The organism is Marinobacter sp. GH_1, from assembly GCF_048595985.1.
GTDB lineage: Bacteria > Pseudomonadota > Gammaproteobacteria > Pseudomonadales > Oleiphilaceae > Marinobacter > Marinobacter shengliensis.
In genome coordinates this window covers 2,070,047-2,084,530 of sequence record NZ_CP184460.1, presented here as the reverse complement: position 1 = coordinate 2,084,530, position 14,484 = coordinate 2,070,047, and the positions used below count along the sequence as shown (strand labels likewise).

Below are 14,484 nucleotides of genomic sequence, written 5' to 3'. Positions count from 1 at the left end.
TACCAGGCTTGCGGCGGCGCAAGTCAGAGCCCCAAAGGATCAGGCCGGGTGAACAGCGCTGGCCTTCAGGAATTCCTGCCGCAGATCATCGAAATTGTGCACTGCAGGGAACTGCGGGAACTCGTCAATAACGTTCTGCGGTGCATGGAACAGAATACCGGCTTCGGCCTGGCCCAGCATGGTGGTGTCATTATAGGAATCACCGGCAGCAATCACCCGGTAATTCAACAACTGGAAAGCGCGAACTGACTGGCGCTTGGGATCGCGCTGGCGCAGCAGATAGTTGGTGATCTGACCATTCTCTGCCACTTCGAGCTTGTGGCACAGCAGTGCCGGATAACCCAGCTTTTTCATCAGTGGCATGGCGAATTCATAGAAGGTATCCGACAGGATCACCACCTGGAAGCGCTCACGCAGCCAGTCCAGGAATTCACGGGCGCCAGGCAGTGGGTCCAGAGTGCTGATCACTTCCTGAATCTCCGGCAGACCATAGCCATGCTCGTCCAGGATGCGCAGGCGCTGCTTCATCAGCACATCGTAATCAGGAATATCCCGAGTGGTTGCCTTGAGCTCCTCAATGCCGGTTTTTTCTGCAAATGCGATCCAGATTTCCGGGATCAGTACGCCCTCAAGGTCAAGACATGCGAGTTCCACAACGGTCTCCTGAAAAAGTCATAATTGGCCGGGCCAACAAGGCCCGGGTTGTCTGGGGCGTATGATATGAAAATCCTGGCCGGAATGCATCGTGAATCCCATGGATCACCTTATCAGCGAGGCATAAAGATATAGATGCTCATTCCTTCAAGCTATGAGGCATTTGGTGGTAGCCTTTATTTCAGGTTAGATCACGCCTTTATTCACTCCGTTGATCGCACAGTGGAAAAGCCCCCTGGAGCAACATGACTGATATTGAAAATCTCCGCGCTGAACTCGACGGCCAAAGCCCCCGGGCTATCCTCAAGGCGGCGCTGGCACGCTATGACAACATCGCCATTTCATTCAGCGGCGCCGAAGATGTAGTGCTGATCGAAATGGCCCACAAGTTAACCGACAACCTGCAAGTGTTTACCCTGGACACAGGCCGGCTGCACCCGGAAACCTACGAGTTCATCGAGCGCGTGCGAAAGCATTACGGAATCGAGATTGAAGTGCTGTTCCCGGATGCCGGTGAAGTTCAGGACATGGTGAACCGCAAAGGATTATTCAGCTTCTACGAAGATGGCCATTCCGAATGTTGCGGCATTCGCAAGGTCAACCCTCTGCGCAAGAAACTGGCAACCGTTGATGCCTGGATTACCGGGCAACGCAGGGATCAGAGCCCCGGTACCCGCAACGACGTACCGGTAGTTCAGGTTGATTCAGCTTTCTCCAGCGACAACAAGACTCTGGTGAAATTCAACCCGCTCGCGAACTGGAGCTCGAAAGAGGTCTGGGATTACATCCGGATGTCTGAGGCTCCCTACAACACACTGCACGAAAAAGGCTTCGTCAGCATCGGCTGCCAGCCCTGCACCAGGCCGGTGCTGCCGGGCCAGCACGAGCGGGAAGGCCGCTGGTGGTGGGAAGAGGCCACCCATAAGGAATGTGGCTTGCATGCGGGCAACCTGATCGGCAAATCAGGCTAAACCCATTTTGCACCTGTAAAAAAAGCCCGCACGTCATCACTGACGGCGGGCTTTTCTGTTATTCAGAACTTCAATAAACCGGCAGTTCAATATCCTTGAACAATTCCTGGATTTCTGTGCGACTGCCCTGATGCGCAACCACGTTATCGATCATGTCCTTGGTCAGGTGCGGTGCAAACCTGTGCATGAAATCGTACATGTAACCACGCAGGAAGGTCCCTTTCCGGAACCCGATGCGGGTGACGGAAGGCCGGAACAATTTGCTGGCATCCAGCGATACCAGATCGGTATCCACTTTTGGATCAAACGCCATGCTGGCAATAATCCCCACCCCAAGGCCCAATCTTACGTAGGTTTTGATCACGTCGGCGTCCGCAGCGGTAAACACCACTTTTGGTGTCAGGCCACGGGACTGGAAGGCCTCATCCAACTTGGACCGGCCGGTAAAACCAAACACGTAGGTCACCAGGGAATACTCCGCCAGCTCTTCCAGACTCAGCTCCTGCCCTTTTGCCAATGGATGATCCTTGGGCACAATCACGCAGCGATTCCATTTGTAGCAAGGCATCATGATCAGATCATTGAACAGGTCCATACCCTCGGTGGCGATGGCGAAGTCCACAGCGCCATTGGCCGCCATCTCGGAAATCTGCATAGGCGTGCCTTGATGCATATGCAGCGACACGTCCGGATATTCTTCAATGAAACCACTGATCACCGGTGGCAAGGCGTAACGGGCCTGGGTGTGGGTGGTGGCAATACTCAGGTCACCCTTGCGCTGATTACTGAACTCCTGGGCAATCTTTTTGATGCCCTCCACCCGGCGCAGTATTTCACCGGCCTCCCGGATGATAATCTCGCCACCGGGGGTGATGCGAGTCAGGTGCTTACCACTGCGGGCAAACACCTCCAGGCCCAACTCATCTTCCAGTAACCGAATCTGCTTCGAGATACCCGGCTGGGAAGTGAAAAGGCTCTGGGCGGTGGCGGAGACATTCAGATCGTGGTGCGCCACTTCCCAGATATAACGCAGCTGCTGTAATTTCATTGAGTCTGTCGCTCCCTGGATGAGTCTTTTACCCGATAATACGCATAAGAATTTATTTTTTCATTCTTTTTGGATATACAATTTAATCTGTATTCAGTGTAGACCAATTACCGGGATTCGCTGCCCCACCAACGCTTTGCGTCACCGCAGCACTTGACTTGTGTGCGACAAAGCACACAATCCGGTTACTACCATGCCCTGACCCCGGGAAACCATGCTACTGACCACCAAATTTCTCAGGCCAACACCCGACTCCAGAGCTGTGCGCAGGCACCGGCTGGACGCTCTGTTGGAACCGGAGCAAGGTAAAAGGCTGAACCTGATCGTGGCGCCGGCCGGCTTTGGCAAGACCACCCTGGCCAGCCAGTGGTGCGCCCGCAACAGTACCAGCACCGCCTGGCTGTCACTGGATGAGCATGACGACCAGCCGGGGCAGTTCTGGCAGTATGTGATTGGCGCGTTCAAGCATGCCGGTCTCATGGGGCTTGAAGACTGCGAGAAGCAGATATCCCGGCAGCAGGGTGACGACCTGACCGCCGCCATTACCGGGCTGGTCAATGCCCTGGCCGAAGACCGCAATCCCTGGCATCTGGTTCTCGACGATTACCATGTGATCAGTAACGACGGCATCCACCGTCAATTGGCCTGGTGTATGGACTACCTTCCCCCGGGCATCCTGGTAACCATTGCCTCCCGCACTGAACCCCCACTGCCATTGGCACGGTGGCGGGTCAGGCGCCAGGTTCAGGATATTCATCCGGGACTGATGGCGTTTTCGGAAGACGAATGCAGAGCCTTCTTCCAGGACACCATGGCGATGAACCTGTCTGAACAGGAGATCCGCACCATTTGCCGGCGTACTGAGGGCTGGGTTGCCGCCATGCAGCTCTCCGCACTGGCAGGTAAGACCGAAGCCCTGGAGTCCGGCCACTCTGGCCATGAGCGTATCGGCACACCAGATGGTGCGCTGATCAGTGATTATGTTCTGACCGAAGTTCTGCACCAACTCCCGGACGAACTCACCGGATTCCTGCTGGACACCGCTTACTGCCCTCGTCTGTCCAGCTCACTGTGCAATGCCGTTCGCCAGCGGGATGACAGCCAGGACATCCTCACTCGCCTGCTTTCCCTGAACCTGTTCCTGATTCCCCTCGACAAACACAACCAGTGGTTCCGCTACCATGACCTGTTCCGGGAAGCTCTGCTCCAACGGATAGAATCCATTGATCCGCAACGGGCGGCGGTGCTCCAGTCCCGCACCATTGACTGGTTGCTCAGCCACGGACAGGTACAGGAAGGCATCGCCCAGATCGTCAGCCAGAACGACACCGACCGCCTGGCCCGGGTGCTTGCCGAGCATGGTAACAACCTGATTCACGGTGGCTACCACCTGCCGGTACTGGCCTGGCTGGATACCATACCGGCAAGGCAACTGGCTGAAAGCCCGCAACTGCAGATGCTCAGAATCTGGGGGTTGTTCTTTGCCAACCGCGTTGAGGGCCTGGCGCCCCTGCTGACTGAAGTCGAAGATCTGCTCGACCGGCGGGTAGCCGATTCCCATCCTGATGCCGAGGGCGCGCTGGCTATCCACAGTGAAATATCCCTGGTACGTTCTTACCTGGCCCGAAGCAGGAATGACGAAAAGAATGCGTCAGACCTCACCCGTCAGGTACTCAAGGACATCGATCAGATCCAGATACCGTTGAAATCCGTCACCTATTACGGCCTCGGCCTCGACTACTTTGGCAAGGGTGAACTCAACGATGCCGAGGAAGCCCTGGAATCAGCCGTTCACTATGGACAGATAGAGCGCAAGGCCAGCACCGCGCTGTCCTCTGGCGGCCTGTTGGCGTGGATTCAGTACAACCGTGGTGACACCGAGCTGGCCCTGAAAACCACCACCCGCGTCCGCAACTGGGTGGATGAGCATTTCGCAGACCCAAGCCAGCCACGGCTTATTTCCTGCTGGCAGAACAGTGCGTTGACCGAAATCTACCGTGAACGCAATGAGCCGGAGTTGGCCGCCAGTTACCTGTCTCCGCTGCTCGAGCATGTGGAGAAAGGTACGGAGCCCGGACAGCATGTGGTCATCCAGTACGTACGCGGCCACCTTGCGTTCAGCCAGGGCCAACTCGAAGAAGCCATTGAATTACTGGACGATGCTGTCGCGGTTGGCAGCAAGCGCCGCGACCACATCCTGTTTGAGCCACCTGCCGCTTCAGCCCTTCTGGCCCGTTGTTACCTTGCGCTGGGCCTCGCTGATAAAGCCATGACCACCCTGAAGGCGGCCCTGGAAACACCAGCCACCAACCCCCTGAACCGGGAACAGAACCAGATCGCGCTGGCCCGGGTGCAGGTAGCCCTCAACGATTACCAGAAAGCGCAGGAAACCCTGTCGGCACTGGTTCCGGTGGCGGAACGCAACGCCCATAACCGGCATCTGGTGGAGATCCTGTTGGTGTATGCCGATGCCCTTGCGCAGGAAGATCGCGATGAGGAAGCCGCTGTCATGCTGGAGCGGGCGCTGGATCGAGCCGAAAACGCCGGTTTTTTGAAGCTGTTTGCGGAAGAAAGCCCCAGTCTTCGGGCCATGCTGCTGGACTGCCCCCGACTACGAACGCCCGGGCGCTGGAACCGTGAACTGCTGACCATGCTGAAAGACCAGCTATCCGGAAACGCCGACATTGCCCTATCCAAGCCCCAATCGGACCAGCCCTCTGAAACAACTGACGGGCTGGCCGAACCCCTGAGCCAGAGAGAACAGGAAGTACTGCTCCTGATTAATCAGGGGCTGGCCAACAAGGACATCGCCACAAGGATGGCGGTGGCGCCCGCCACCGTCAAAGCCCATATCCGGAACCTGTACGGCAAACTCGGCGTTAGCCGGCGCACCGAAGCCCTGGCCCGGGCACGGGAACTGAAAGTGCTTCAGGACTAAAAGTGTGACCACCTTCACACTTTTTCAGAATTAAGCCTCGTCACTACGCCCTTTGGACGATCCGTTTACGCCCCGTTAAGCCCTATTATTCAACCATGGTGAGGTTAACGCCTTACCGAGAATTCTGAACTTCAGGCCTTCAGACTTCTTGTTCCGCGTTGTTTCGACGCCCGGGTTCGTTTGAACCCCTTTCGATAAGAGCCATCCCCTTTCGGGCTGGCTCTTTTTTTATGGGCAGTATCCGGACTAATGCTCGATGATTCGGCGGAACGGTGGCAGTGCGTCCAGCAGCAACTGTCCGTATCGGCGTGCCACTATACGCCGGTCCAGAATGGTTACCCTCCCGGTATCCTGCTCGGTGCGCAACAGCCGCCCCACCGCCTGAACCAGCTTGACGGAGGCATCCGGCACGGTGATTTCCATAAACGGGTTGCCACCGCGCTGGGTTACCCACTCCGCCAGACTCGCCTCGATCGGGTCATCCGGCACTGAGAACGGCAGGCGGGTGATCACCACGTGGTGCAGATACTTTCCAGGCAGATCGATTCCCTCAGCAAAGCTGGCCACTCCGAACAGCACACTGGGCCGTCCTTCATCAACACGAGAGCAGTGCGTGCGCAACACCTCATTTTTCGCCATGTCATCCTGAGTCAGAATCAACTCAGGGTAATCCGGCGCCAGCGCATCCCTCACCTGCTGCATTTGCCGGCGGGATGTAAACAGAACCAGGGTGGCCTTCTCACCGGCCCAGAGATCTGGTAGCCGCTTGATCAGCGCCTCGGCAAAGCCATCATCGGTTGGCATGGCAGCCATAGCCGGCACTTCCACCGTGGCCATCTCGCCATAACGGAAGGAACTGGGCACCACCAGATAACGGCTGGCCTCTGGCAATCCCGCCCGGGAACGCAAACGGTCGAAACGGCCCAGGGCCGTCAGTGTGGCACTGGTCAGAACGGCGCCATAGACCCGCGACCACAGGCGGGAATACAACAGGTTGTCCGCCAGCACCGGTGAGCTGAACAGGGTAATATCTTCCGCGTGGTCCCAACGTTGGCGCACGGCCCAGCGGGCAGGCGGCGGCCCTTTACGAACGACCGGTGCAGCTTCTGCCGACTCATCGTTCTGTGGAATGACCGGCCCGGATTCACACCAGGCCGCCCACAGGCGCAGCTGCTCCTCAGCCCGGCTATGGAAGGCGCCAATCACCGGATACCAGGAATCGGCGGTGTCCCGGTCCAGCTCCGGGTCTTTTCGCTCATCGAAGGCACTTTGCAGTTCATCCACCAGGGTACCCAGGTGCCGAACGAGGCCGGCGGTGACAATCCGGGTCTCCGCAGCCAACTCTGCAACCGCCTCCGGCAGTTCGCCATCCGGGTAACGCCACTGGGCGCTGCGCCGTTCGTCATTAAATTCCCAGCCGGTGTTCTGTTCAATCTCTTCGTAAACCCTGCCAAGGGCAATATCCAGATCACGGTCAGAAGTGCTGATTTTCTCAACCGCCTTGGCCGCCTGGGAGCCGCCAGGTAACCAGGGCTGCATCTTCACCAGGGCCTGGGATAACTGTTTCAGCCATTGCCGTGTGGAGTTCAACGGCACCGACGCGGCAAAATGGTTCAGCGCTTTGTCCGGCAGGTGATGGGCCTCGTCAAAGATGAACAGCGCGTTCTCCGGCTCCGGCAAAATGGCACCGCCGCCGAGGGCAAGATCGGCCAGCACCAGGTCGTGGTTGGCCACCACCACATCGGCGTCATCCAGGTCTTTGCGGGCGTCGAAAAACGCGCAACTGTCGAAGTAGGCGCAATGGCGGTTGGTGCACTGGCGGTGGTCGGTGGTTACCTGGCGCCAGATGTCATCGGGAATTTGCTCTGGCCAGTGGTCCCGGTCGCCATCCCATTCGCGTGAACCGTAGGTGGCGAGCATCTTCTCAAAGGTGATTCGGCTGGCCGCCTCGTCATCCATGGGCTGATCAAGAAGGAACAGGGGCATGGTGTCGCTGTCACCATGGCCCTCGTCATGTAACCGGGATTCCAGTCGAGACATGCACAGATAACGGCCCCGCCCCTTGGCAAGGGTCCAGCTGAAATCCAGTTTGCTGTGTTTGCGAAGATCGGGAAGGTCCTTCAGAACAATCTGATCCTGCAGCGCCACGGTTGCCGTGGAGATCACCAGCGTTTTACCCAAGGCCTTGGCTACGGGTATTGCTGAGATCAGGTACGCCAGGGTTTTGCCGGTACCGGTGCCGGCTTCCACCACACAGGCTGCCGGTGGCGAGGTACGCTGGCCATCGTTGTCGGTGATTTCACCCATATAGCGGGCAATCTCCGCGATCATCAGCCGTTGGCCGTAACGGGCGCGAACGTCCTTACCGGCCAACACATCACGATAAGCCTGCTGAATCTGTTGTTTGACGTCGTCAGTCAGCGCCATTATCGCGGGCTCACCCAGTCTCGTACCGTGCCCACCCGGAAACGTTGGCCAGATTTGCTGAGAATCACGCCATCCTCGGTGATACGCTCAACCACCAGGCTGGCAAAGGTGTCGCCAGGGCGAAGATACTGGTTGTTGATCATTACCCGGCTGGCCATGGGGTCGGATGAATAGATATGGCTATTGAAGGTCAAATCAGGAACGCTCTTTTGAAACGACAGCGGTAGTTCTACCAGGTGCGGCACTCTGCCCTGAGAGTCTGCCGGCGTCAACACCCTTTCCCGAACAGACTGGTCCGGAACAATCACCAGGGGAGCTTCATTGCCGGATTCAGCCAGGGGCTCGTCTGCCACCTCAAATGCTGCAACCACTTCCTGGCTTGGCTCAGACTGTGGCGTAGCCTCAACCGGCACTGGCTCCCGGCCCGGTTGCCCCTGTGCGGACACCAAGACATCCGGATCGCCAACCAATGGCGCCTGGCGGGCCGCTGTTGGCGCGTCGTCAACCGGGCGCGGATCTGACGACTGCGCTGGCCAGAACAGGTAAGCCATCACAGCAGCATTGAGCAACAGCGCCAGAACCACCCAGACAACGGGTGATAACGGCTTCTTTTTGGGCCGATAGACCATTTGTACCTGCTGCCCCAGGTCTGGTGCCTTGCCCTGTCGCCGCTCGGCTTCGGATTTTCTCAACGCATCAAGAATATATGACATAGCCTACCCGCTATTGCCCACACGGGCCGCTACCAGCCGGGGTACATTCGTGCCCAGGTCATTATTGATCTGGATAATGGTCATCGGCCCGGCAATCCCATCCACCGTCAGTCCTTTGACCTCCTGATACCAGCGCACCTGTTCTTCGGTGGTCAGCCGCTTTACCCGGGCGCTCTCTGCCTGGTTCGGCGATATCCGATCTGCCAGCTCCATCATCCGTGCGCCCATCCATAGCTGTGCCCCGGAAGTTCCGGCAAAAAAACCATCACCCGACATATATTCGGGCATTCGCCACAGCACCCGGAAATCACCGTACCAATACTGCTCTAACTGGCGAAACGGAATCTCCCGGGTTTCCCCCGCCAACTCGATACTGGCAGTATCACCCTCCAGAGATCGCAGCACCACATAGCCGGTGTCGCCTCGATCATTGCGAAGGTGCAGAATCGCCGGGCGATCCAGAAACTCCAGGCTTCGTCGGCTGCCTTGCCGTTCCAGGCAGCCAAGGCGGACGCTCCGGGCGTAATCGCAGGCAACCGGAAACTGCCGGGCGTCATACTCTTCGCCCCAAACGCCGAACAGCTGGCCAAATGCCTCGGTCAGCGCTTGGGTGTGGCGTTCAAACTCAAAGGAGGTTACACCGGGTTCCGCTGGCTCCGGAAGCGTATTCGGCTCAGCGGTGTCGAATTCGGGCTCAGCCACCACCGGATCACTGACACGCTCGATGACACCGGAGATGGCGGGTACTTCGAGGTCGTCAGCGAGGGTCTGCTCGGTTACCGGCAGCTGGAACAACCAGATGGTGCCGATGATCGCCACCAGAATCGACGCCGATAACAACAACAGATGACCCGCGCGGGAAACCTCCCTGCCACCCCCGGTGGTCTTCAGGCGGCTGTTACCATGAACTTCCCGAGCTGCCTGTCGAATGTGGTCGGCCGTGATCTGGTGTTCACCCTCAGCATAAGCGCCCAGCAGCGCACGATCACTGATCAGGTTGATCAGGCGGGGAATTCCCAGGCTCTGGCGATAGAGTTTCCGGACGGCGGCCGGGCTGAAGATATCCCCGCGCAGCCCGGCGACACTCAAACGGTAGCGAAGGTAAGCCGGCAGATCTGCCTGCTCAATGGCATCCAGATGATACCGGGCGGTAACACGCTGGTTGAGCTGGCGTAATTCGGGCAGTGCCAGCATCTCCTGTAACTCAGGCTGACCCAACAGCACAATCTGAAGCAGCTTTTTCTCGGCAGTTTCCAGGTTGGTGAGCAGGCGCAATTGTTCCAGCACATCGGCGGACAGGTTCTGGGCTTCGTCAATGATCAGAACTTTATGACGGCCCGCAGCGTGAGCCTTAAGCAAGTCCTGATTGATGCCATCCACCAGTTGCTTGATGGTGGCTTCCGGCGCATGGTCGATTTCCAGCTCGTCACAGATCGAAGACAACAGTTCCCGGGCAGACAGCCGCGGATTGAGAATCAGCGCAATGTCGACATGCTCGGGAGCATTCTCGATAAAGCAGCGGCATACGGTGGTTTTGCCGGTTCCCACCTCACCGGTAATGACAATAAACCCGCCCTGCCCCTGCACGCCGTACATGAGGTGCGCCAGGGCTTCCTTGTGGCGATCACTCAGGTACAGGTAGCGAGGGTCCGGTGCGATTGAAAACGGAGGTTCCCTAAAGCCGAAAAAATCGTAGTACATGGTTCCTCAGGATCAGGGTTTAGCCTTGTCGGCTCCGCTGACCAGTCGTAATTCAGCGGCCTTTCGGTTCTGTTGTTTCAGGCGACGAACGCACCGTTCAAGCGTTTTTGAAATACGGGCGTGGGAGCGAATCATCGAAATTTTCGGCCAGGTTGCGCGCTCACCGGCCAGAATCATCTCACGGACATACTCCGGGCTGGGATTCGACAGCATACGACGGAAGTCCCGGAATGCATAGGTGGGCGCAATGGTCACATCACCGGAGTAACGCTGGGCCATGATGGTGTACATCTGACCGGCCATCTGCCGCATCAGTTCCGGGCGTACCCTTTTTCTCAGATAATCGAACACACCCTGGCCGTGGAACTGGATCTCGGACTTCACCAGATGCATCGGCAGGCTTCCCAGGGACAGCTTTTCGTCCCGGCTCTGCTGGCTGAGGAACGGCACAACATGGGGATTGGTCTGACTGACAATGGTGAAGTTCACATCGTACAGATGGACCAATCGCTCAATCGGAAGGTCACTGACTACCGAGCCATCCACAAACTTCAACCGGGGCATGTACGGCAGCGAATTACCGTAAAGGTCTTTCTTCATCAGAGTAACGGGAGGGAAAATGCCCGGCACCGCGGCACTGGCAAGAGCCGCACTCCACACCTGGATATAAGGCGAGGTGTAACCGCACATCAACCGGGCTTTCTGGTGAGTCTGTACCGGCGACACACTGATATTGATGCTACGCCCGGTGCGCTGATAGGCCTCCTCAAAGGTGTAGTCGCCAATGTTCGCCCGCAGGCAGCTTTTCAGGGTTTCCTGATCCATCAGGCCATCACCCCGCATGGCGCTCATGATCCCCCGCCACTTCCAGGCGTTGAGGTTGTGGTTCTCGGGCACCAGCATCTCGGGGATTTCTGCGTCGGTATGCACGCCGAGGATACCGGCAATGATGGCACCAATACTGGAACCCGCAATAACCTGCGGTAGCAGGCCTTTTTCCCAGAGCGCCTTGATTACCCCGAAATGGAACATGCCCAGACTGGCGCCGCCGCTGAGCAGCAGCGTTGGCCGGCCATAACTGGTCAGGGTGTCTCTGAAAAACTGGAGTTTGTCATAAACGGGAAAACCCGGCACCGGGTGATCACAGAGATAGTCCAGGGCCTCGCACACCTGGGTGATGTATTCCTCGATCAGGTGCTTGGTACCAACCCGGGAACGGGTGTAAAGCGCGGGATTGCCCATGTTGCCAAGATCATGGTGGAGGCCTTCCCGGAGCGCTCGCTTCAAACGCTCGAAGTCGTTCTGCTGACGATACTGCTTGATGTTACTGAGCCGGTCATAGATCAGCTCATAGTGATAAAGGTCAGACGCAAAGTCCTCCTTCCACTCCGCATTGCCTTCCAGAAAATCCAGTTCCAGCGCGGCAGCCTTCCACTGTTCATAATTGGGAGCTTCCGCCAACAACTTGCGGAATCGGGCTATCCTGGGGTCCTTGATCACCTGCGGCCTCCCGGCGTGAACGCTCAGAAATCGTCGAGCATGAAGTCGTCATCATCTGCGAAGGGGTCTTGCGTGATCTTACCATCGTTAATCAGAAATTCACGACGCTGCAGGAAAGCATTACGCACAAACGTGTACCGGTCACCAGAAATAAAGCTTTCTGCCGGGATCAGGTCGGCCCGCTTATCAACCAGCTGCAGTGCCCGCAGGTAATACCACTCGGGACTGCTGACCTCATCCCAGGCGGATGGCAACAGGAACCCGTCAGTTGCCATGCCGGTAAAATAGCGTGGGGTCGCCGGGCCGAGAAGCGGCATCACCAGGTATGGGCCAGAACCGACGCCCCAATATCCCAGGGTTTGACCAAAATCTTCCGGGCGCTCGGGCAAGTCGAAAGCGGTGGCCACATCAAATATACCCCCCAGGCCGAACACCGTGTTGTAGGTAAAACGCCCGGCGGCCACCACCGCAGACTCCCCTTTCAGCTGCAGCAGGCTGTTGCTGAAATTGCGGATTTCGGTGAGATTATTGAAAAAATTGGTAATACCCCGGTCAACAATCGTGGGCGTGACGGTGCGGTAGGCCTGGGCGACGGGGCGGAGAAACCATCGATCAATGGCGTCGTTGAACGAAAACACCTTCCGGTTCCAGCTTTCGTAAGGATCATCGGTATTGACCGGGGTTGAACCCTCGGGAACCGGCTCCTGCATGTTCTGGGCGTGTAACTGGCCACCTGAAAACGTCAGCAGTATCAGAGCGGCCAGCGTGGTCAGGCGCCGGGATAAAAGGTTTCTCATTTTGCTCTCTTGGGTTGTTTAACCTGTTTCAGTTCGTCGACAATACCGGCGCTCGATTATTATTATGAAAGTCATCCGGAGGAAATCAGATGTCAGTACCGGGAAATCCCGTCAGTTCCCTGACCATGTCGCTGCGATGGGGCGATATGGATGCATACGGCCACGCCAATAACACGGTTTACTTCCGCTTCTTTGAAGAAGCACGGATTGTCTGGCTGTCGTCACTGGAACTGGGTGGCGCGGAAGAGCCAACCGGACCGGTCATTATAAAGACCAGTGCCACATTTCTGAAGGAATTGACTCACCCCGCCAACGTCGTGGTTGAAACATACGCGGACAAAGCGGGAAATACCAGTCTGGATACCTACCACCTGCTGAAAGATTCAGATACAGGGGTGGTTTACGCGGAAGGCTACGCCAAGATTGTCTGGATGGATCGGGCTTCCCGAAAGTCCACCCCCCTGCCAGACACCCTGAGGGCCCTGGCAGCGAGGTAACAGGCCTCACCGGTGGCGAACAACCACGCTACCGATGGAATAGCCGGCGCCAAACGAGCAGATCACGCCCAGGTCGCCGGTTTTCAGGTCATCCTTGTGTTTATGGAAGGCAATGATCGAACCAGCCGAACTGGTGTTGGCGTATTCGTCCAGAATCACCGGCGCTTCCTCGACCGTTGCATCCCGGCCGAGAACCTTTCTGGCAATCAGTTGGTTCATGTTCAGGTTGGCCTGGTGCAGCCACATGCGTTTGAGGTCTTCAGGCGTCAGCTGCAGGGATGCCAGATGGCCCTGAATGGTGTCTGCCACCAGCGGTGACACCTCTTTGAACACTTTGCGACCCTGCTGGATGAATAGCTTGTCCGGCTTGCCAATACCCGATTCGTCTGCCCGGTTCAGGAAGCCAAAGTTGTTCCGGATATTGTTGGAAAACTGAGTCTTCAGGCGGGTGCCGAGAATTTCAAAACCCTGGCCTGCCTGGGTGTCCTCTTCCCTTTCCACCAGAATCGCCGTGCAGGCATCGCCGAATATGAAGTGGCTGTCCCGGTCCCGGAAATTCAGATGCCCGGAGCAGATTTCCGGACTGACCACCAGAACCCCTCTGGCGCTACCGTTTTCCACCGCGTTCACCGCGGCCTGGATTCCAAAGGTGGCGGAGCTGCAGGCCACATTCATGTCATAAGCAAAACCGTCGATGCCCATGGCTTGCTGGACTTCAATGGAAATGGCCGGATAGGCGCGCTGCAGGTTGGAACAGGCAACAATCACCGCATCCACATCTGCCGGGGTTTTGCCCGCCTGCTCCAGTGCTTCCTTACAGGCCACAATGGCCATCTCGCACTGGACTGACGGTTCGTCGTTATCCCGGTCCGGAATATTCGGTGTCATGCGCTTCGGGTCCAGGATACCTTCACGGTCAATCACATGACGGCGCTTGATACCCGATGCCTTTTCAATAAAGGCAGATGACGAAGGTTGCAGAGCCGTCAGTTCACCGCGGGCTATCTCTTCCGCATGTTCATCGTTATACAGCTCTACGTATTGATTGAAGGCTTCAACCAGTTGATCGTTTTCAATAATGGCGGGTGGCGTATACAGGCCGGTTCCGCTGATGACGGCTTTAATCACAATAACCCCACGTCATGGTTGTAATAAGACACTATGCTGTCAGAAATACTAACACACACGGCCGGAATTGCCCGCCTGACCAAAGTCCAGTAGCACCAGAACAGTGCAGC

Annotated in this window: 11 protein-coding genes; 3 read left to right on the top strand and 8 right to left on the bottom strand. The window is 57.2% G+C overall.

The genetic code is table 11. The features are described 5' to 3' along the window. Positions 1-39: 39 nt before the first annotated feature. Positions 40-654, bottom strand: a complete 615-nt coding sequence (gene thrH, locus ACNSOI_RS09465; protein WP_138436266.1) for a bifunctional phosphoserine phosphatase/homoserine phosphotransferase ThrH — start codon at positions 652-654, stop codon at positions 40-42. Between the two features lie 245 nt (positions 655-899). Here thrH and ACNSOI_RS09460 point away from each other — a divergent pair, with 245 nt between their 5' ends. Beyond that, positions 900-1,625 (top strand): phosphoadenylyl-sulfate reductase, encoded by a 726-nt coding sequence (locus ACNSOI_RS09460; protein ID WP_061331122.1) that lies wholly within the window; start codon positions 900-902, stop codon positions 1,623-1,625. Between the two features lie 70 nt (positions 1,626-1,695). Here the strand turns inward: ACNSOI_RS09460 and cysB are convergent, their stop codons facing one another. After that, positions 1,696-2,673, bottom strand: a complete 978-nt coding sequence (cysB, locus tag ACNSOI_RS09455; RefSeq protein WP_420195668.1) for an HTH-type transcriptional regulator CysB — start codon at positions 2,671-2,673, stop codon at positions 1,696-1,698. A 214-nt stretch (positions 2,674-2,887) separates the two neighbouring features. Here cysB and ACNSOI_RS09450 point away from each other — a divergent pair, with 214 nt between their 5' ends. After that, positions 2,888-5,611, top strand: coding sequence for a LuxR C-terminal-related transcriptional regulator (locus ACNSOI_RS09450; protein WP_230713943.1), 2,724 nt, complete (start codon positions 2,888-2,890; stop codon positions 5,609-5,611). A 246-nt stretch (positions 5,612-5,857) separates the two neighbouring features. Here ACNSOI_RS09450 and dinG read toward each other — a convergent pair whose 3' ends face one another. The 5 genes from dinG to ACNSOI_RS09425 are packed head-to-tail and all read right to left on the bottom strand — an operon-like array spanning position 5,858 to position 12,749. Continuing rightward, positions 5,858-8,038 carry an ATP-dependent DNA helicase DinG gene (gene dinG / locus ACNSOI_RS09445; protein ID WP_420195667.1) on the bottom strand — a complete coding sequence of 727 codons (2,181 nt, stop codon included), beginning with the start codon at positions 8,036-8,038 and terminating at the stop codon, positions 5,858-5,860. Continuing rightward, positions 8,038-8,751, bottom strand: a complete 714-nt coding sequence (locus ACNSOI_RS09440; protein WP_420195666.1) for a general secretion pathway protein GspB — start codon at positions 8,749-8,751, stop codon at positions 8,038-8,040. The genes dinG and ACNSOI_RS09440 overlap by 1 nt, the downstream gene beginning before the upstream one ends. Positions 8,752-8,754: 3 nt before the next feature. Next, positions 8,755-10,452 carry an ExeA family protein gene (locus ACNSOI_RS09435; RefSeq protein WP_420195665.1) on the bottom strand — a complete coding sequence of 566 codons (1,698 nt, stop codon included), beginning with the start codon at positions 10,450-10,452 and terminating at the stop codon, positions 8,755-8,757. A gap of 12 nt (positions 10,453-10,464) precedes the next feature. Further along, complete coding sequence (locus tag ACNSOI_RS09430) at positions 10,465-11,952, bottom strand: DUF3336 domain-containing protein (protein WP_286255408.1); 1,488 nt, start codon at positions 11,950-11,952, stop codon at positions 10,465-10,467. A gap of 23 nt (positions 11,953-11,975) precedes the next feature. After that, positions 11,976-12,749, bottom strand: coding sequence for a VacJ family lipoprotein (locus ACNSOI_RS09425; protein ID WP_286255406.1), 774 nt, complete (start codon positions 12,747-12,749; stop codon positions 11,976-11,978). A gap of 89 nt (positions 12,750-12,838) precedes the next feature. Here ACNSOI_RS09425 and ACNSOI_RS09420 point away from each other — a divergent pair, with 89 nt between their 5' ends. Then, positions 12,839-13,246, top strand: a complete 408-nt coding sequence (locus ACNSOI_RS09420) for an acyl-CoA thioesterase (RefSeq protein WP_061331114.1) — start codon at positions 12,839-12,841, stop codon at positions 13,244-13,246. Between the two features lie 6 nt (positions 13,247-13,252). Here ACNSOI_RS09420 and ACNSOI_RS09415 read toward each other — a convergent pair whose 3' ends face one another. Further along, entirely contained in the window at positions 13,253-14,374 is a 1,122-nt protein-coding gene (locus ACNSOI_RS09415; protein ID WP_061331113.1) for a beta-ketoacyl-ACP synthase III, read from the bottom strand. Positions 14,375-14,484: the final 110 nt, after the last annotated feature.